An 18,829-nucleotide genomic window follows, 5' to 3' on the forward strand; every position below is an offset into this window, starting at 1 on the left:
ACCACCGGGAAACCGCATCGCGCAGCCCCAGACCAGAAAATTCCCCCAATGTGACCATTCTTCCCCCCGGGTCTTGCGCGGATCTCCAGTGACACTCGCCTTACTCACAGTTTCAGACCGTTTGCCGCCTGTCCACAAGGGCCTTAGGTGTGTACATTTTTCCCGAACACGCCGGATGAAGGGTGACCAGCGATGCGCAGCAAGGAACAGTGACCGCGTAGCAGCACCGCAAGGTCGCGCAGGTCAGAGCCTCACGCGCGGGGCATGTCGGGGTAATCAGGCATGTTCGGCGCGTGTGGCTTCCTTCGCAGACCCCTCTTCGGCCTGCCCGGAAACGGTCCGCTGCCACGCGATCGCGATGGGAATCGTGATGAGCAGCCCGGCCAATCCGAAGATCCCGACTGTCGTCTGCGCGCTCACGTGGTCCGCGATGACCCCGCCGATCAACGGCGTCACGCCCATGGTCGTGGTCAATCCGGTGTTCGACAGCCCCATCGTCTGCGCCCGGCTCTCGTCCGGAACCGCGACCGTCAGCGACGCCGTCGCCTGCAGCAGCGCGATCGTGCCGAAGCCGCCGGAGATCACGAACAGGATCACCGAGACGATCGGACCCGGCTGCAGGAAGCACAGCAGCAGCGGAATCGCGGCGAGCGCGGTCATCGGGCCGATCAGCTTCGGCCGGATCCCGGCGGGCACCCAGCGGGTGTAGATGAACGTGAAGATCACGCTGCCCACCGGGTCCGCGGCCAGCAGGAAGCCGATCATTTCGGACCCGCCGCCCGAGGAAGCGACGTACGGCGCGGCGATGCCCTCGTACACCGGCATCAGGCCGGCGAGCCACGTGAAGACCATCAAGGACCGCAACGCGCTGGTCGCGAAGGCGACCTTGCCGCCCGCGCTCAGCGAGGAGAGGAACGGCTTGCGCTTTTCCCCGCTGGCCGCCGCGGGGCGGGACTTCAGTCCGAAGCGGAGGAAGAGCGCGGAGAGCACGAAGGTGCCCGCGTCGAGCACCAGAGCGAGGCGGGCGTCCATCGCGAGCAGGAGCGCGCCACCGCCGGCGAAACCGAGCAGCTGCGCGGACTGCACCGTCATGCTCCGGATGCCCATGCCGACCACGAATCGGTCGCCTTCGAGCACCTGCGGCAGCAACGCCAGCTGAGACGCCTTGAACGGCGGATTCAGCAGTGAAACACAGCCGACCAGTACGCATAGCGCCCAGAACGGCAATCCGGGAATGGCAACGCACAGAATCAGCGCCGCACGCGTGGCGTCGACGGTGACCATGACTGCCCGGCGAGGGAAGCGGTCGGCGAATCCGGTGAGGAAGATGCCGCCCAGCAGCGACGGGAAGAACGTGAGCGCGTAGGTGAGGCCGGTCAGGGTCGCGGAACCGGTGTTGGCGTAGACGAGAACGGACAACGCGACGCGGGCAAGCTGGTCACCGGCGATCGACAGCAGTTCGCCGAACCACATCGCGCGGAACTCGGCGACTCCGAACACCTCGCGGAACGTGACCCGGTGCGGTGCTGTCGTCATGCGTGTTCTCCCCGCTGCTGTGTGCGGACTGTGCCGCACTAGTGACCAACGGGTGACCCTAGATCCTCCTGGTCACGGGCCGGTCACACGAAGTGAGTTGCCAAGCTCAGTGTCTCGTGACTGTTGGTGATTCTCTAGGTTCTTTCGCCGGTATCCGACAGGTCACGGTCAGTTCGCCACGTGTCCAGACGATAGCGCTCCGCACTCTCTTCCGGGACCGGTTCGCTCTTTGTGGTTTGTGCCACATCCGTTCGGGTCGACCGTCCGCAGAGTGGAACGGCCGCCGCCCGGTCATCCAGCCGCGTAGCTTCGCCCGGGTGACCGCTCTCCCGACGTTCACGCTCGCCATCGTGGGCGCCGGACCTCGCGGGGTCGGCGTCCTCGAACGGCTGTCCGCGAACGCCGCCGAACTGCTCGGCGACCGGCAAGCCGAAGTCCACCTCATCGACCCGTTCCCGCCCGGCCCCGGCCGCGTGTGGCGGTACGAGCAGTCGCCGCTGCTGCGGATGAACTCGATGCCCGAGGACGTCACCGTCTTCACCGACGACACCGTCCGGATCGACGGCCCGGTGCGGCCGGGTCCGTCGCTGATCGAGTGGGTGCGGCAGGTGCGCGCGGGCGCCCTCGCGTATCCGGTGCCGGACGACGTCCGAGCCGAGTTCGATTCGCTTGCCTCCACGGACTTCCCGACCAGGCGGCTGCAGAGCCGGTACCTGGAGTGGTTCTACCGCAAGGTCGTGGCCGAATTGCCGCCCGGGATCACCGTGATCGAGCACCTCGCCACGGCGGAGAGCATCGACGACGACGAGACCGTGCGGCTTTCCGACGGCACGGCCGTGACCGCCGATGCCGTGGTGCTGACGGTCGGCCATCTCGACGCGGTCCCCGATTCCCGGGAACGCGAACTGGAGGCGTTCGCCGAGCACCACGGGCTGGCCTACTATCCCGCTGGCTACACCGCGGACGTCGACTATTCCGCGGTGCCCGCCGGGGAACCGGTGCTAGTGCGCGGTTTCGGGCTCGCGTTCGTGGACCTGATGCTGTTGCTGACGGAAGGTCGCGGCGGCCGGTTCGAGGAGCTGACGTGCGGCGGTCTGCGTTACCACCCGAGCGGTGCCGAGCCGGTGCTGCACGTCGGTTCTCGGCGCGGAGTGCCGTATCACGCGAAAACTGGCTACCGGCTGCGCGGGAAACCGTTGCAGCTGCCCAGATTCTTTGACAAGCGCGCCATTGCCGGCCTGCCCGGCCCGCTCGACTTCCGCGCGGACGTATGGCCGCTCATCGCGAAGGAACTCGCCTGGGCGTATTACGTCGAACTGTTCACCGGGCACCCGGACCGAGTGCGCACGGATTTCGCGGTCTTCGCGGACAAATTCGCCGATCTGCCGTGGGGAACGTCCGAAATGGACGCTCTGATCACGGCTGCGGTGCCGGCGCTGGAAGATCGGCTCGACCTGGAGCGGTTGGACCGCCCGTTCGCTGGCCGTCGCTTCGATTCCGGCGAAGAATTCGGGAAGGCGGTGCGGAAATACGTCGAGTCCGACCTTGCCCGACGGGCGGACGTGCACCACAGTGCGGACCTCGGCGCGTTCATGGCGCTGCTGTCGGTGATCGGTCAACTGCCCGCGCTGCTCGCGACCGGACGGCTGACCGCCGCGTCCCAAGTGTCCGATATGGACGGCTGGTTCCACGGGTTTTTCTCTTACTACGCAAGCGGTCCGCCGCCGCGTCGGCTCGACGAGCTGCTCGCGCTGGAGGATGCTGGCGTCGTGTCGTTCCTTGGCGCGGACATCTCGATCGCCGCTGACGAGACGGCCGGTGCGTTCGTCGCGTCGAGCACCAGTCACCCGGATACCGTCGCTGCGCGCACGTTGATCGAGGCGCGATTGCCGAACGCCAGCGTCCCGCGAGTGTCCGACCCGCTGCTGCGCAGCCTGCGAGAGACTGGTGCGCTGGCCGAGGAAACCGTGCCGGATGTCGACGGCGCGACGTTGCCTTCTGGCCGGATTGCCACGACGCTCAACGACTTCCGACTGGTCACTGTGGACGGTGCGGCGCATCCTCGGCGGTTTGCGGTGGGTCCGCACACGAGCGTCCGATCGGCGGGCGCTTTCACTCGGCCACGCACGAATGCGATTTCGTTCCGGCAGAACGACGCACTGGCAAGGGAAATCCTGCGGCTGGCTAACCCTTGACCGTCGGCGCGATCTGCTGCGCCCACTCCCACGGCGCGGCGGTGTCGCCGGGCAGCGAGTTGAAGTACTCCCAGCCGTCGATGCCGCCGAAGTCGGAGTACTTCCGGACGAGGCTGCCGACGGTGTTCTTCAGCGTCGGCATGTCGACGTAACCGTTGCAGTTGGCCGGATTCGTGACCGTTCCCGCGACGACTTTGCTCGCCGGCACGACGCCGTGGCCGATGATCTGGTCGTAGCCCGAGGTGTCCGCCAGCGAGCCCCAGCCGCAGTAGAACTGGGCGTTGAACCAGGAAATCTGGTCGCCGCGCTCGCGATAGAGCCGGTCGTAGTCGAGGCCGGAAAGGCCGCCACCGCCGCTGAGTTCGGTCGCGACCGGCGCGAGAGTGATCAGGAAGTCCGGGCCGAAGTCGCCCCGCAGCGCGTCGATCACCCGGTTCAGCGCGTCGTTCGACATCTGCTCCTCGACGTCGAGGTCGATGCCGGACAGCGAATGGTCGCGGATCAGGTTGCGCAGCAACGGATAGTAAGTGTCGAAGTCCTGTTCCAGGCGTTGGAAGCTGCCCTTCGCCGCGCCGCCGACGAAAGCGAGTGTGTGCACGCCTTTGCTTTGCATCGTGGCGAGATCGGCCCACATCTGCGTGAACTTGCCGTCTGAGGGCGGATCGTCGTTGAGCGTCATCGTTCCGCCGTCGTTGAGGTGCACGGCTCCGACGATCACGTCGGTGACGCCGGCGTCGTGGTCGGTGAGCCCCAACGGGGAGATGTACGAGCCGTTTTGGTGCGTGGTTTGGTAGTAGACAACGACTCTGCGTCCGGTCGCCGCCGTCGCCGGGACCGCTCCGCAGAGCACCAGGAACACCGCCAGCACCGCCGCCGTGATCTTCCTCATGGTTCGGACCATAGGACGGCGGCGGCGCCCGCGGTAGGGCTGATCGGGTCAGCAGCGTCCCAGCATGTCCGTCAGCGCAGACTTCTCCGCCGAATTCACGGTGAGCTTGAACTTGGCCTTGACCGTCACCCACATTTTGGCGTAGGTGCACCAGTATCCGGTGGACGGCGGTTTCCACTGGTCCGGCGACTTGTCGCCCTTTTCCTGGTTGACGTTGTCGGTCACCGCGATCAGCTGCGGGTCGGTCAGGTCGTTGGCGTAGGCCTGACGCTGCGCGGTGGTCCACGACGACGCTCCGGTGCGCCACGCGTCGGCGAGCGGCACCACGTGGTCGATGTCCACATCGGACGGAGAGCTCCAGGTCGCCCCGTCGTACGGCGAGGTCCAGGTGCCCGAGGTCGGGGCGCAGTTGGAGCCGACCTTGACGTTGGTGCCGTCGCGCTTGAGCACCAGCTCGCGCGTGTTGCAGCTATTGCCCTGGTCGATCCAGTGCGGGAACTTGTCGCGGCTGTAGCCGGTCTGCGAGCCGTCCGGCTTCACCGTGAGACCGGCGAGCTGGCTCTTCGCGGTGTCCGCCGACGGGATGCCGGGCGGGGTGGCGCCGGCGACGCCCACGGTGACCGAGCCGAGCAGCGCGACGCCGGCCAGGACGGTAAAGGAGTTGCGAACTGTACGTGTGGTCGGCATATTGCTGCCTTCCTGGTCAGATGCGGGACTGATTCACCTTTGACCACGAAAGTGGCGTGCGCAACACCGTCAGGTGACAGGAAACCGACCTTCAGTAAACGGTAAGTCACCGAGAGTCCAAGTCGGCTTGACCTCGTCCGGCGCCGACGGGTCAGCCGCGGACTGCGCGAAGATCGGCGGTGTGCCGGTACCAGGTCCGCCGGGTGATCTCGCGCTCCTGCGGGACACCGTCGATGACCAGCGAAGACGTCGGAACGCAGCCGAGCTGGAAGGCACGCCCGCGATACGTCGCGGACCGTTTGAGGAGCTTGCCGCGGGTGATTCGGGCAGTGACTCCGGACTCGTCCGGTGCGACCTCGATGCCGGAAACCACTCCGTCGAAAGCCACCTGTTCGTCGCAATACGCCTGGCCCTTGACATCGCGCAGGGTCGCGTGCCCGAGGAGCACGCCGCCGGTGTCGTCGCGCACGAGCGAGCTCTCGGTGTCCTCGCCCTTCCAAGCGAGCGCGAACGCCTCGTCCGGGTCCGAAGGCAGCCGCCAGTGCGCGGCGACGCGAGAGCCGGTCTCAGTGGCCACGAAACCGACTGACACGCCCGGGAGGAGTTCGCGGCGCATGAGACGCACCACCACGGCGGCGAGGTCGGCGTCGGAGCCCAGCACGACGAGCCGGTCGTGTTCCCCCAGCAAGGGGTCGATTTCCGCCTTGCCGGGACGGGGCCCGGCGTGCACCAGCGGGACGTCGCCGAGCCGCGCGGGCAGATCCGCCGCGGCCCCGCAGGCCACCACTATTCCGCGCACTCCGGCGTCCTCCGTTAAAGTCATGCACCGGCATTTACCAGCGCCACCCGTGCCCCCGTCCGGGAGCACTATTCCTATTGCCGAACACCTGGAGTGTCACATGCCGGCCATCGTGCTGATCGGTGCCCAGTGGGGGGACGAGGGCAAGGGCAAGGCCACCGACCTGCTCGGCGACCGCGTCCAGTGGGTCGTCCGCTACCAGGGCGGCAACAACGCGGGCCACACGGTCGTCTTGCCGAACGGCGAGAACTTCGCGCTGCACCTCATCCCGTCGGGGATCCTGACGCCGGGCGTGACGAACGTCATCGGCAACGGCGTGGTCATCGACCCGGGCGTGCTGCTGGACGAACTGGCCGGTCTCGAGGAGCGCGACGTCGACACCAGCAAGCTGCTGATCTCGGCCGACGCGCACTTGATCATGCCGTACCACGTGGCGATCGACAAAGTCACCGAGCGCTATCTCGGCAGCCGCAAGATCGGCACCACCGGCCGCGGCATCGGCCCGTGCTACCAGGACAAGATCGCCCGCGTCGGCGTCCGCGTGCAGGACCTGCTCGACGAGAAGATCTTCCGCCAGAAGGTCGAGGCGGCACTGGAGTTCAAGAACCAGGTGCTGGTCAAGGTCTACAACCGCAAGGCGCTCGACGCCGACCAGGTCGCCGACGAGGTGCTCGCGGCGGGCGAGAAGTTCGCGCACCGCATCGCCGACACCCGGTTGCAGCTGAACGAGGCGCTGGAGCGCGGCGAGACGGTGCTGCTCGAGGGTTCGCAGGGCACGCTGCTCGACGTGGACCACGGCACGTACCCGTTCGTCACGTCGTCGAACCCGACCTCCGGCGGCGCGAGCGCGGGCTCGGGCATCGGCCCTGGCCGCATCACGACCGTGCTGGGCATCCTGAAGGCCTACACGACCCGCGTCGGCTCCGGCCCGTTCCCGACCGAGCTCGACGACGAGTCCGGCGAGTACCTGCGCAAGCAGGGCGGCGAGTTCGGCGTCACCACCGGCCGCTCGCGGCGCACCGGCTGGTTCGACGCGGTGATCGCCCGCTACGCGGTGCGGGTCAACGGAATCACCGACTACTTCCTGACCAAGCTGGACGTGCTCTCCGGCCTGGAGAAGGTCCCGGTGTGCGTCGGCTACGAGGTGGACGGCTTCCGGACCTCGGACATGCCGATGACCCAGACCGACGTGCACCACGCGGTCCCGATCTACGAAGAGCTCCCGGGCTGGTTCGAGGACATCTCGAACTGCCGCACGTACGACGAGCTGCCTGCCAACGCGCGGGCTTACGTCGAGCGGATCGAGGAGCTGTCGGGCGCGCGGGTTTCGGCGATCGGCGTCGGTCCCGGCCGGGAGCAGACGATCGTGCGGCACGAGTTCGCCTGAGTTTGTTGCGTCTGTCGGCCGCTGTTCGATGAGAGCGGCATGACAGACGGTGCTGCCGGGCGCTCTGGCTCGGCGCGGAAACTGCCGGAGCTGCGGTGGTGGTGGGTTGCCGCTGCCGCCGCAGCGACCGCGGTTCTGATCGCAGCGGCTACTTGGCTGTTGGTGAGCCAGGTAGCGACCGCCCCGACGTCGGACACGGCCCGGGCTGAGCTGGACGCCATCCGCACGGCACTGAGCCTCGCGGTCGGCACGGGCGGTGCTTTCGCGCTGTGGCTGGCGGCGCGGCGGCAGCGGTCGACGGAAATACAGATCAGAGAAACGATCGCCGCCACTGCCGAGGACCAGCGGCACCGGGAGAAGGTCCAGCTCGCAACCGAGTTCGACCTGACCGAGCGGCGGATCACCGAGCTGTACGGCAAAGCTGTCGAACAGATCGGTTCGGACAAGGCACCCGTCCGGCTCGGCGGGTTGTATGCGCTGGAACGGCTGGCGAATGCGAATCCGACGCTTCGGCAGGCGGTGGTCAATGTCGTCTGCGCTTATCTGCGGATGCCGTTTCCGGAACCTTCGTGGGAGTACGAAAGGTCGAGAGCGGCCGACCTGAAAAGCGGTATGCCGGAGGCTGAGCGGCAGGAACGAGAGGAACTTCAGGTAAGGCTTGCCGCGCAGCAGATGCTGGCGGATCACCTCCTGGAGGCGGACGGCTCCCCGGAGAAGTGGGGCGCTCTCGACATAGATCTGAGCCGCGCGGTCTTGATCGACTTCAGGCTTGAGCGGTGCTTCGTCGGCAAAGCCGAGTTCAGCAGAACTCAGTTTCTGGTGGTGGCCAGGTTCGACCAGACCGTCTTTCATGGAGAGGCGTGGTTCTACGACGCTGACTTCGACCGGCTGGCGAGCTTCTCCGAGGCGAAGTTTCTCGATCGGGCCGTCTTCACGCTGACGCGGTTCGGCTGGCATCTTTCGGCGAGGAGCGTTCGGTTCCTCGGCGGAGCCGGGTTTTATCGCTCGAAATTCTGCGGAACGGGCGATTTTCGGGACGGGGAATTCGCTCAATTCATCGACTTCGACAAGCCTCTGAAGCTGGGCGAACCGAACCACGAATATGGTGGCGATTCGTTGTCGTGGGACGATTTTCCCGGTACCCGCTTCAACTTCCAGGGTGCGAAGATCGGGCAGTTGGCCGAAGAGCCGACACTGCCCGACCGCTGGAGTGTTTCCGCTGACGGGACTCTGGTCTATCGCCGCGAACTGGATCCGTCGTGATCGGCGTTCTCAGCGAACCGTTGTGGTGACTGGGGTTTGGTTGCGGAACAGGTCGAGCACCGGGCAGTGTTCGTCCACCGCGCGGCGGAGTTGTTCGTAGACCTCGGGCGCGGCCGGGCCGTCGAGTTCCACGGAGACTCGCACGTCGCTGAAGCCGGGCCGGGTCGATTCGTCGAAGCCGAAGAAACCGTGCAGGTCGAGGTCTCCGTCCACCTTCACCCGCACTGCGTTCAGCGGAATGCCGAGGCGGGCCGCCCAGAACTGGTACGTGATCACCTGGCAGGAGCCGAGCGAGGCCAGCGCGTACTCGACCGGGTTCGCCGCCTGGTCGGTGCCGCCGAGGGCGGGCGGTTCGTCGACGGTGAACGCGTGGTCGCGCACCCGGACGTCCACCACCGTCGCGGTGTTCGCGGCCAGCGCGTGGTCGACGCTGAACGACACCGCCGCGTTGTGCCGGTCCGTCCGCGCGGCTTGACGGGTGCCGTCGATGACGTCGGTCAGAGACATCGGTCCTCCTGGGGTCGTCGGGCGTCCAGGGTGCGGGTCAGCCGGGCGGCCGGGCAGGGGCTCTCGTCGGCTGGGAATCCGGCTGACACAAAGCCGCACGCTGGTTCCGGATGGTGAGAAACCGGTGGTGTACCTGAATAGCTTGAAGAGATGAGCGTCGGACTGACCTTGCCCGCCCTTCCGCGGGAGCAGATCACGGTGACCGAATTGCTGAACCAGGCACGCGAGGCCGAGGAGGCAGGCGCGGCGTCGATCTGGTTCGCCCAGCTGCCCGAGGGCTATGACGCGCTGGTGGCGGCCGCGCTGGCCGGACAGGTGACCTCTCGGGTGGAGATCGGCACGTCCGTCGTGCCGATCTACCCGCGGCATCCGCTGGTGCTGGCCTCGGCCGCGCGCACGGCGAGCCAGGCGTCCGGCGGGCGGTTCACTCTCGGTATTGGCCTGGGGGCGAAGAACTTTCTCGAACCCGTCTACGGCACGCCGTATCCGCCGCCGGTGCGGCACCTGCGGGAGTACCTGACCGTCTTGCGCGCGTTGTTCGCGGGGGAACAAGTCGACTTCACCGGTTCGACGGTGGAAGTGCATCTGTCCGAGCCCTCACCGGCGGCTGCGATTTCGGTGATCGTCGCCGCGATGGGTCCGCAAGCGTTGCGGGTCACCGGAGAACTGGCCGACGGCACGCTGCCGTATCTGGCCAGCCCGCGTGCGCTTTCGGACCTGATCGTGCCCGGGATCGGTCCTGGCAAGCGAGTGATCGCCGCCGTTCCGGCCGTGGTGACCAGCGACGTCGACGCGGTGCGCGAGATCGCGGCGCGGGAACTCGGCTTCTACGGCTCGATCCCGTCGTATCAGCGCATTCTGGAGGCAGGCGGCGTCGAAAACGCGGCGGAGTTGGTGCTGATCGGCGACGAGGAGACGGTCGTCGCCGGCGTGCAGCGCTACTTCGACGCCGGCGCGACCGACGTGCTGCTCACCCAGACCGCCCTGCACACCGACGAGGACCGGCGGCGCACCTGGCGGCTGACGGGCGAGCTCAACTCATCCGGTTCGTAAGGGTTGTCGTCACTGACATTTCCTCCAGATCGAGTTCGCGCAGCACCTTCTGCAGGACGTCGTCGTCAAGGCGCCCGGCGCGGTTCTCCTCGATCATCGCCGCACGCTGGGTGATGAGGAGTTCCCGCCGTGCCTTGGCGAACTGCGCCTGCGGACTGTCGCGGCGCTCCTCGCCGGACAGGGTGATCGCGGCCTGCGCGAACCGGTAACGGGTGTCCACCACGCGTTCCAGCCGTTGCTCGAGCCGCTTCATCTTCTCCGGCTCGATGTCCAATGTGGACAGCTGGTCGCGGGCGAGTTCGCGCAGCCGTTCGTGCGCGGCCTTTTGCGCGACCTTGCGCGCGGCCAGCTCCTCGGCCTGGTCTCGCGCGTCCTCGTCCGGGTCCTGGACTTTGAGCAGCCGGATCAACGGCGGCAGCGTGAGCCCTTGGATCAGCACGGTCCCGACCGCGACGGCGAACGCGAACAGCTGGATCTCCGCGCGACCAGGCGTATCCGCGGGAACACCCGACGCGGCGGCGATGGTGACGACGCCGCGCATACCGGTCCAGGAGATCACCGCCAGCGAACGCCAGGCAGGCGGATCGTGCTTGGTGCGTCTGAGAAGTTGCAGCGACCGAGGAAGATAGCTGGACAGGAACACGGCGGGAATCCGCACGAACATCGTCGCGAGCAGCACGACGACCGCGGACAGCGCGAGCGTCCCGTTGTCCCGCGCCGCATGCTGCGCCCCGTCGAGCACGAACGGCAGCTGCAACGCCATCAACGCGAACACCAGCGCCTCGAGCAGGACGTCGATCGACGCCCAGACAGACCGGTCCTGCACCCGCGTCGCCGGGGACGCCCGCAACGACCGGTGCCCGAGGAACAGCCCCGCCGTGACGACCGCCAGCACCCCGGACCCGCTGAACTCCGCCCCGAACGGATGCAGATGCTCCGCGGTGACGTACGCCGCGAACGGCACCACGATCCCGAACGCCGATTCCAGCAGCGGATCGTCCAACCTCGTGCGGATCAGCTCGACGACCCCGCCCGCGACCAGCCCGACAAGAATGCCGACCACCGTCGCGACGGCGAAGACCGCGAACCCGTGCCCGAGCGACCCCGCCGTCCCGACCACCGCGGCGAGCGCGACCTTGTACAAGGTGAGCGCGGCCGCGTCGTTGACCAGGCTCTCGCCGGTGAGCACCGTCATCACGCCCCGCGGCAGCCCCAGCCGCCGCCCGATCGCGACAGCCGTCACGGCATCCGGCGGCGACACGACCGCTCCGAGCACCAGCGCCGACGCCCACGGGAGGTCGGGCAGCAGCAGATGCACGACGAAGGCGATCACGAACGCGGTGGCCACCACGAGCAGCACGCCGAGCGTGATGATCGGCCGCAGATTCGCACGAAAGTGGGAGATCGAACTCTCCAGCGACGTCGAGTACAGCAGCGGCGGCAGCACGACGGTCAGGATCAGCTCAGGCTCCAGCTCGACCCGCGGAACGCCGGGAATCAGCGCGATCCCCAGCGCGACCACCACGATGAGCAGCGGCGCGGAAAGGTTGAACCGCCGGGCGACCGCGGTCAGCCCGAGCGACCCGGCGAGCACGCCGACCAGCGTCAAGGTCTCCATGCTTCGCATCTTGACTCATGGGTCAGGCGAGGCGCGGATGGTGTGGGTTCGTGTCGGGCTCCCTTCGGGGTGAGGTGGACGGGCCGGGTCGAGGGTGGGCAGGGGTTCGCGGGTGGGCGGTCCGTGCTTCAGCGTGATGCGGACGCGGCGGAGTTGGCGGCGGTCGGCGCGACGGCGGACATCGGAGTGGTTGGTGGACGGGCGGATATGAGGGCGGTCGGGGGACGGCGCGGGCGTGGGGTGGTTGGTGGTGATGGGCGGGGCCGCCCGCCGGTGCTGCGGGAGTCGTCGGCGCGCGGCGGTTCGGCGAATGGGTTTGGTCAGGCCCCGCTCGCAGGCCCGAGTCCGATGCTCGTCGGCGGAGCAACGCCGGGCAGGGCGATACCAGGTGGAGCAACGCAGGGTAGGGCGATGCCGAGCGGAGTAACGCAGGGTAGGGCGATGCCGGGTGGAGCGACGCTGGGTAGGGCGATGCCAGGTAGAGCAACACCGGGCGGAGCAACAGCGAGTAGGGCGACGCCGGGTGGGGAACGGCCAGCCGTCTCCAGAATCCGCCGGACTAACCGAGTTCCTTCAGTTCCTTTTCCACCGCGGCCAATTCCTCCGCCGAACCCTGCACCTTCGGGCCGGTGAACCACTTCCTCGCCGACAAAACCCACCACAGGGCGGCCCCGCCCAGGACGACCAGGAAGGCGATGGGGGTGTAGTTGAACGTGTCGACCGTGATGGGGCTTGCCTGGGGAAGCATGAAGAGCACGAAGATCACCACGACCCACCCCGTCGCGACGATGCCGATCGGTTTGCCCCAGCGGCCCAGATTCCACGGGCCCTTCTCGAAGCTGTCGCCACGGCGGACGCGGAGGAAGACCGGGATCACGTACGCGACGTACAGGCCCACTGTTGCGATCGAAGTGACTGCTGCGTAAGCAGTCGCGCTCCACAGGTACGGCAGCGCGAGCACCAGCGCGCCGCCGGCCGCCAGCCATACTGCGTTGGTCGGGGTTTGGGTTCGTTTGTTGATGTTGTGCCAGATCTTCGATCCCGGGATCGCGCCGTCGCGGGCGAAGGCGTAGATCATGCGGGAGTTCGCGGTCACTGAGGCCATGCCGCAGAACAGCTGTGCGCCGATGCAGATCAGGAGCAGGAATTTTCCGGTCACCGCACCGGTCGCGTCGATGAAGATCTGCGCGGGCGGGACGCCGGTGGCCGAGTTGACGGCTCCGTCGTAGTCCTGGATCGCGAACGTCAGGCCGATCAACAGGATCCAGCCCGCGACCAGTGACACGAGGATCGAGTTGATGATTCCGCGCGGGCCCGCTTTCGCGGCGTTCTTGGTTTCCTCCGTCATGTGCGCCGAGGCGTCGTAGCCGGTGAGGGTGTACTGCGCCAGCAGCAATCCCAGCAGGAACACGTACGGCGCGGAACCCCAGCCGGTCTGGTTCACGAAGCTGCCGAACACGAACGACGCTTCCTGATGCTTCGCCGGCACGAACACGAGCACGCCCACGATCACCAGCACGCCCACCAGGTGCCACCACACGCTGACGCTGTTCAGCACCGCCACCACACGCACACCGAAGGTGTTCAGCACTCCGTGCACCACGAGAATGATGGCCAGCAACAGAATCGTGTGCCCTGGGGTCGCGCTGAAGCCCCATTGCAGATCGAGGAACGCGTTGAGGAACAGGGCAGCGCCGAAGTCGATGCCAGCCGTCACCGCGATCTGCCCGATCAGGTTGAACCAGCCGGTGAACCACGACCACGCGGGACCGTTGCGGGTCGCCAGCTTCGCCGCCCAGTAGTAGAGACCGCCCGCCGTCGGGTAGCTCGAACACACCTCCGCCATGCCCAGCCCGACCAGCACCACGAACAGTCCGACCAGCGGCCAGCCCCAGATCATCGCCGCCGGGCCGCCGGTTTTCATGCCGAAGCCGTACAGCGTGAGGCAGCCGGACAGGATCGAGATGATCGTGAACGACACGGCGAAGTTCGAGAACGCCGACATCGTGCGTTTGAGTTCCTGCGCGTAGCCGAGCGCGTGCAGGCGCGCGCTGTCTTCGTCGGGTTGGCCGGTCTGCTGGTCGGAGACATCCATCGGGCACCCACCTGAAAGGTATGCGGACAGACCATTGAGAGTGCGCAGAAGTTAGCCCTCTCCGTTCTCGGGTGTCAAGGTTTCGCAGGTGGCTGGGCGGAAGCTCCTCCGAACGGCGCAGGGCGGTCCGGGTCTCGGTGATCGACATGAGTCCAGTATCTCGAACAATTGTTCGAGAGCGCATCACTCGAAACGGTCGTCTCTTGTCATCTCGCAGGACATGGGTGACGGTTCTGCATCAGGAGATCGGTGACAGTTCGGGCGGGGTTGGTGGTGACACTTTTGCCGTGAGGTTAGAGCGGTGGCTGTCAGTGAACCCATCGATGCTCGTGTCCGCCTCGCGATCTCGCAGTGGCCTGAGGACGCGCCCCGCGGGGCGGTCTCGACGTTCTGCGCCGAGCACGGCATCTCCCGCAAGTCGTTCTACGAGCTGCGCAAGCGCGCGAAGGCCGACGGGCCCGCCGCGGTGCTCGAGCCGCGGACCCGGCGCCCGAGGACGAGTCCCTCGAAGCTGAGCGACGAGATCAAGCAGCAGGCCGTGGCGGTGCGCGCCGCGCTGGAGGCTTCCGGCCTGGACCACGGACCCATCAGCGTGCACGAGAAGATGCGCGCGATGGGCCTGGACCGGGTCCCCTCCACGGCGTCGCTGGCGCGCGTCTTCCGCGAGGCCGGCGTCGCTCGCCGCGAGCCGAAGAAGAAACCGCGCTCGGCATGGCGGCGGTTCGTCTACCCCGCCCCGAACGCGTGCTGGCAACTGGACGCCGCCGAGTACGTCCTGACCGGCGGGCGCAAGTGCGTGATCTTCCAGCTCATCGACGACCACTCCCGCTACGCGGTCGCCTCCCACGTCGCGTCCGGCGAGACCGCCCGGGACGCGATCACCGTGGTGGACAAGGCCATCGCCGCGCACGGGGTGCCCCAGCGGCTGCTGAGCGACAACGGGCTCGCGCTGAACCCGTCGCGGCGCGGGCGCGTCGGCCGGCTCGTCGCGCACGTCGCAGCCCTGGGCGTGGAGGCGATCACGGGCAAGCCCTACAAGCCGACCACCCAGGGAAAGAACGAACGCTTCCACCAGACCCTGTTCCGCTACCTCGACAAGCAGCCACTGGCCGACACGCTGGCCGACCTGCAGGCCCAGGTCGACGCCTTCGACCACATCTACAACACCCAGCGGCCCCACCAGGCCCTGCCCGGGCGCGTCACGCCCCTGGCCGCCTGGGAAGCGACCCCCAAAGCCGATCCGCCCCGCCCGAAACCGCACCGGCCCGCCTGCGAGCCGCCCGCCCCGGCCCGTCGTCCCCGGGCGAAGCCGCCTGCCGGCCTGCCCGCCGACACCCGCATCAGGACAGTCGCGACCGCAGGCACCATCGTGCTGGACAAAGTGGTCTACATGGTCGACGTCGACCACGCCTTCGAACAGGTCCTCGTCATCGCCAACGGCACCGAACCCGGCGACAAGATCACCATCACCGACATGCACGGCGAAATCCTCGCCGAGCGCACACGACCCGCCCCCGGCATCAAATACGTCGGCAACGGCCGACGCCCCGGCACCCGCCCCAAGAACCCACAACCGTCACCGAAGCCCTGACACACCAACCGTCACCCAAGTCCTGATGCAGAACCGTCACCCATGTCCCGAGACATCACAAAACGGTCGTCTCTTGCCAGCCGCGCGAGGCGGGCCGGTCAGCGGCAGGCCTGGATGGCCGGGACGCGGATCGCCTGCCGGGCGGTGCCGACGCTGGAGGCCAGGGTCAGCGCGCACGCGATGAGCACGACGCCGAGGTAGATCGTGATAGTGGCGTCCGGAAGGACCGAACCGGTCTTCACCAGGCTGTACGGGACCACGGTCGCGATCGAGGCGATCGAGCCGAACAGCACCCCGGTCGACGCGAGCACGGCCCCCTCCAGCCCGACCATCCCGAGCACCTGCGGCGGCGTTGACCCCACGAGACGCTGCTGGCCGAACTCCCGCCTGCGATGAACGGTGGTGGCGATGAGCGTGTTCACCAGCATGATCGCGGCGAACAACGCGACCATGCCGACCACCACGTAGTTCAGCGTTTCGATGCTCCGCGCAATCTCGGTTCGCGCCCCGGTCGCCGCGGAGTTCTCGATGCTCTGCATGTAGAGGGTTCCGGTGGCCATTCCGGTGAACAAGATGTTCGGCACGAGAGCCCCGGCCAGTTGCTGAGTCTGTCCGTGCAGATTGAGCACGGCCAGGTGACCGCTGGCTCCCGTTCGCCTCAGCGGCTTGGCCACCGCCCTCGTGATCGCCGCCAGCAGCGAGGGTGCGAGCAGCGCGAACCCGACTGCGGAGAGGATCGCGCCCTGGCCGCCAATCGCCATCAACGCGGGTTCCCGGCCGGTGAACACGGTCGCGGTCAGCACTCCCGCGGAAATGCCCGTGGCGAGCACGAGTACCCCGGCAACCAGGCGGACCCGTCCTGGCCGAGCTTCGCCGATCGACGCGGTGAGCAACCCTTCCCGCACCCCGATCCTGGCTCTGCGCCACGCCGTCGCCGCGGCTGCGATCGCGGCCGCGAGCAGAGTGATCCCGAGGCCGATGCCGATCGCGAACGGACCGAATTCGGCGGGCACGCGTTTCGGCAGGCGTTGGGCGTTCTTGAGCAGCCCGACGACCAGTCTGCCGGTGAACACGGCTGGCGTAATCGCCGCGAGAAACGCGATGAGGGCGATGGCCACAGCCTCGCCGACGATCAGCCGACCAATCTGAGCAGGCGTCGCGCCGATGCTTTTCAGCAACGCGAGTTCGGTGTCCCGCTGCCGTACCAGCAAGCCGAGCGTGGACATCACCGCGACCACGACGAGCACCAGGCCCCAGCCGCCGACCGCGCTCGCCATGATGGTCAGGATGGTCCCGGTCGATTCGTCAACGTTGGCGCGGGTGTCCAGCAATGAAGCGAAAGTCATCAGGATCGTGGCTCCGAGGAACAGCGAGACAAAGCTCGCCACGAAACTGGCGGGGCGATGCCGCAGCGAGCGCAGTGCGAGATGAAGGATGATCATCTGCCTGCCGCCGTTCGCTCTTGATGACCAACTCCCACTGCCGCAATTCCAGCCACCTGTCTTCTCCCCTCGACAGCCTGCGAGACAAACGCTAGGGCTCGCGATGGCACGACGGCGATGGCCTGCACCCCCCGTTACGGGGTGGGGGCAGCCTTACCTCCGCCCGGCTGAACAGGCACTTCGGGCGAGGATGTCGAGAACGGCGCGGAAGGCCGCGAATCCAACGGCCGCTACCCGCTCCTGCTCGTCACGACTGGACGCAAGACCGGTATTCCCCGGCGCACTTGTCCGATCTGCGGCACCTACGGCGAGGAGTCGTCGTCGCTTTCAAAGGCGGTGCCGACGAGGATCCGGAGTGGTTCAAGAACCTGGAGGCGGAACCGAGCGTGGGGACGAGCGCGAAACTCTCTGGCCCCAGATGGCGCGCATGTTCCCGCTGTACGACGAGTACGCGCAGAAAACCGACCGCGTGATCCCGATTGTTGTGCTCACTCCGCGAAACTAAAGGCCCGCCGGCGACGCGAACGTCACCGGCGGGCCGGGAAGAAACAAAAACTCAGCGACCGGTGAAGTCCCGCACCGATTCCAGTGCGGTGTCCGGCTGGTCGGCGAAGAATCCGTCGACCCCGGCCTTCAGGAACGCCGCTTCCTCCGCGAACACGTTGCCGAACGCGCTCGGGCTGGCCGAGGAGCGCAGGTTCGCCGGCAGGAACGGGTTTTCGTTGCGGAAGGTGTAGGGCTGCACCTCGAGCCCGGCGCGGTGCGCGTCGGCGATCAGCGTGGTCGGCTTGCCGAGGTTGTCCTGTGCGTCGCGCGGGATGATCTGGCCCTTCTCCGGGCCGAGGTACTTCGCGTATTTCGCGATCTCGCGCAGGCCGGCGGGCGTGACCAGGTCGGCGTACGTGCGCTTGTCGCCCTTGGCGACGAAGTCCGCCGGAGCGCCCTTCGCCTCGGTCAGCTGCAGCAGCGGGACGCGCACCTGCTTGTGCAGTTCCTGCAGGTTCGTCACCTCGAACGACTGGATGATCACCGGCGCGTTCGGCCGGTTCAGGCCGTTGCGGTTGAGGATCGAGACCAGCTTCGGTTCGGTCGGGTTGCCGATCGAGGAGAAGTACGTCGAGTGCTTGACCTCCGGGTAGGTGCCCAGCGTCCGGTGCAGTTCGTGGCCGAGCCGCCGGGTCAGGTCGAGCACCTCCTGGTACGTCGCGATCCGGTAGCGGCCGTCGTAGAGCTGGTTGTTCGGCCGGTTCTGCGGGATCCGCTCCTTCGCGTAGAGCGTCTTCAGCTCGGCGAGGGTGAAGTCCTCGGTGAACCAGCCGGTCATCTTGGTTCCGTCGATGACCTTCGTGGTCTTGCGCGAGGCGAACTCCGGATGGGCCGCGACGTCGGTGGTGCCGCCGATCTCCGGCTCGTGCCGGGCGACGAGCTGGCCGTCCTTGGTCGGCACCAGGTCGACGTCGACGTAGTCCACGCCCATCCGCCAGGCGAGTTCGTACGACGCGAGCGTGTGCTCCGGGCGGTAGCCGGGCGCGCCCCGGTGTCCGACGATCACCGGGCCATCGTGCCGGGCGCCGCTCGCGGCCGCACCCGCGGCCGTGTCCTCGCTCGCGGCGGCCGGGCCGATCGCGAGGCCGGCGACGCCGAGCAGGGCCAGGCCGGACAGGGCGAGCACGCCGAGGCGTTTGCGCTTCATGGGGGGACCTTTCTCTACCGGGCGATCCGCAGCTCGCCACGACTACCGCGTCACCCTCACCGCCGCAAGCGTCG

The 18,829-nt window shown here is 67.5% G+C and carries 14 protein-coding genes and 1 pseudogene; 6 read left to right on the forward strand and 9 right to left on the reverse strand.

The features are described from left to right. Positions 1 to 276 precede the first annotated feature (276 nt). The gene (locus ACFORO_RS15155) at positions 277 to 1,536 is read right to left on the reverse strand and encodes an MFS transporter (protein ID WP_377868057.1); all 1,260 of its coding nucleotides are present in this window, start codon (positions 1,534 to 1,536) and stop codon (positions 277 to 279) included. 317 nt (positions 1,537 to 1,853) lie between these two features. Between ACFORO_RS15155 and ACFORO_RS15160 the strand changes: the two genes are divergently transcribed. Further along, on the forward strand, positions 1,854 to 3,731 hold the full coding sequence (locus tag ACFORO_RS15160) for an FAD/NAD(P)-binding protein (protein ID WP_377868056.1): 1,878 nt from the start codon (positions 1,854 to 1,856) through the stop codon (positions 3,729 to 3,731). On the opposite strand, the gene ACFORO_RS15165 is transcribed toward ACFORO_RS15160, so the two are convergent. From ACFORO_RS15165 to ACFORO_RS15175, 3 genes are all read right to left on the reverse strand, one after another. Beyond that, positions 3,721 to 4,620, reverse strand: a complete 900-nt coding sequence (locus ACFORO_RS15165; RefSeq protein ID WP_377868055.1) for a glycosyl hydrolase family 18 protein — start codon at positions 4,618 to 4,620, stop codon at positions 3,721 to 3,723. The two genes, ACFORO_RS15160 and ACFORO_RS15165, sit on opposite strands and share 11 nt — an antisense overlap. Positions 4,621 to 4,668: 48 nt before the next feature. Further along, a complete protein-coding gene (locus tag ACFORO_RS15170; protein WP_377868054.1) occupies positions 4,669 to 5,307 on the reverse strand; it encodes an HNH endonuclease family protein in 639 nt (212 codons plus the stop codon). Between the two features lie 151 nt (positions 5,308 to 5,458). After that, positions 5,459 to 6,130, reverse strand: a complete 672-nt coding sequence (locus tag ACFORO_RS15175; RefSeq protein ID WP_377868053.1) for a hypothetical protein — start codon at positions 6,128 to 6,130, stop codon at positions 5,459 to 5,461. A 76-nt stretch (positions 6,131 to 6,206) separates the two neighbouring features. Here ACFORO_RS15175 and ACFORO_RS15180 point away from each other — a divergent pair, with 76 nt between their 5' ends. Together ACFORO_RS15180 and ACFORO_RS15185 are read left to right on the forward strand one after the other, a co-directional pair. Then, positions 6,207 to 7,493 carry an adenylosuccinate synthase gene (locus tag ACFORO_RS15180; protein WP_354740838.1) on the forward strand — a complete coding sequence of 429 codons (1,287 nt, stop codon included), beginning with the start codon at positions 6,207 to 6,209 and terminating at the stop codon, positions 7,491 to 7,493. Positions 7,494 to 7,655: 162 nt separating this feature from the next. Next, positions 7,656 to 8,756: a pentapeptide repeat-containing protein gene (locus ACFORO_RS15185; RefSeq protein WP_377868052.1), complete on the forward strand. Its 1,101-nt coding sequence runs from the start codon at positions 7,656 to 7,658 to the stop codon at positions 8,754 to 8,756. 9 nt (positions 8,757 to 8,765) lie between these two features. Here the strand turns inward: ACFORO_RS15185 and ACFORO_RS15190 are convergent, their stop codons facing one another. Beyond that, the gene (locus ACFORO_RS15190; protein ID WP_377868051.1) at positions 8,766 to 9,263 is read right to left on the reverse strand and encodes an OsmC family protein; all 498 of its coding nucleotides are present in this window, start codon (positions 9,261 to 9,263) and stop codon (positions 8,766 to 8,768) included. 150 nt (positions 9,264 to 9,413) lie between these two features. Here ACFORO_RS15190 and ACFORO_RS15195 point away from each other — a divergent pair, with 150 nt between their 5' ends. Next, the gene (locus ACFORO_RS15195; RefSeq protein WP_377868050.1) at positions 9,414 to 10,316 is read left to right on the forward strand and encodes a TIGR03564 family F420-dependent LLM class oxidoreductase; all 903 of its coding nucleotides are present in this window, start codon (positions 9,414 to 9,416) and stop codon (positions 10,314 to 10,316) included. Here ACFORO_RS15195 and ACFORO_RS15200 read toward each other — a convergent pair. Continuing rightward, positions 10,297 to 11,934 (reverse strand): Na+/H+ antiporter, encoded by a 1,638-nt coding sequence (locus ACFORO_RS15200; protein WP_354740847.1) that lies wholly within the window; start codon positions 11,932 to 11,934, stop codon positions 10,297 to 10,299. The two genes, ACFORO_RS15195 and ACFORO_RS15200, sit on opposite strands and share 20 nt — an antisense overlap. 559 nt (positions 11,935 to 12,493) lie before the next feature. Beyond that, positions 12,494 to 14,029 carry an amino acid permease gene (locus tag ACFORO_RS15205; protein WP_370933129.1) on the reverse strand — a complete coding sequence of 512 codons (1,536 nt, stop codon included), beginning with the start codon at positions 14,027 to 14,029 and terminating at the stop codon, positions 12,494 to 12,496. 301 nt (positions 14,030 to 14,330) lie between these two features. On the opposite strand from ACFORO_RS15205, the gene ACFORO_RS15210 reads away from it, so the two are divergent. Further along, on the forward strand, positions 14,331 to 15,620 hold the full coding sequence (locus ACFORO_RS15210) for an integrase core domain-containing protein (protein WP_446681575.1): 1,290 nt from the start codon (positions 14,331 to 14,333) through the stop codon (positions 15,618 to 15,620). A 98-nt stretch (positions 15,621 to 15,718) separates the two neighbouring features. Here ACFORO_RS15210 and ACFORO_RS15215 read toward each other — a convergent pair whose 3' ends face one another. Next, the gene (locus ACFORO_RS15215; RefSeq protein WP_377868049.1) at positions 15,719 to 17,062 is read right to left on the reverse strand and encodes an FtsX-like permease family protein; all 1,344 of its coding nucleotides are present in this window, start codon (positions 17,060 to 17,062) and stop codon (positions 15,719 to 15,721) included. Positions 17,063 to 17,346: 284 nt separating this feature from the next. Between ACFORO_RS15215 and ACFORO_RS15220 the strand changes: the two are divergent. Beyond that, a pseudogene (locus tag ACFORO_RS15220) lies at positions 17,347 to 17,567 on the forward strand (nitroreductase/quinone reductase family protein). 51 nt (positions 17,568 to 17,618) lie between these two features. Here ACFORO_RS15220 and ACFORO_RS15225 read toward each other — a convergent pair. Continuing rightward, entirely contained in the window at positions 17,619 to 18,755 is a 1,137-nt protein-coding gene (locus tag ACFORO_RS15225) for a glycerophosphodiester phosphodiesterase (RefSeq protein ID WP_354740854.1), read from the reverse strand. Between the last annotated feature and the right edge of the window lie 74 nt (positions 18,756 to 18,829).

This window comes from Amycolatopsis halotolerans (assembly GCF_042647905.1).
GTDB classification, from domain to species: Bacteria; Actinomycetota; Actinomycetes; order Mycobacteriales; family Pseudonocardiaceae; genus Amycolatopsis; species Amycolatopsis halotolerans.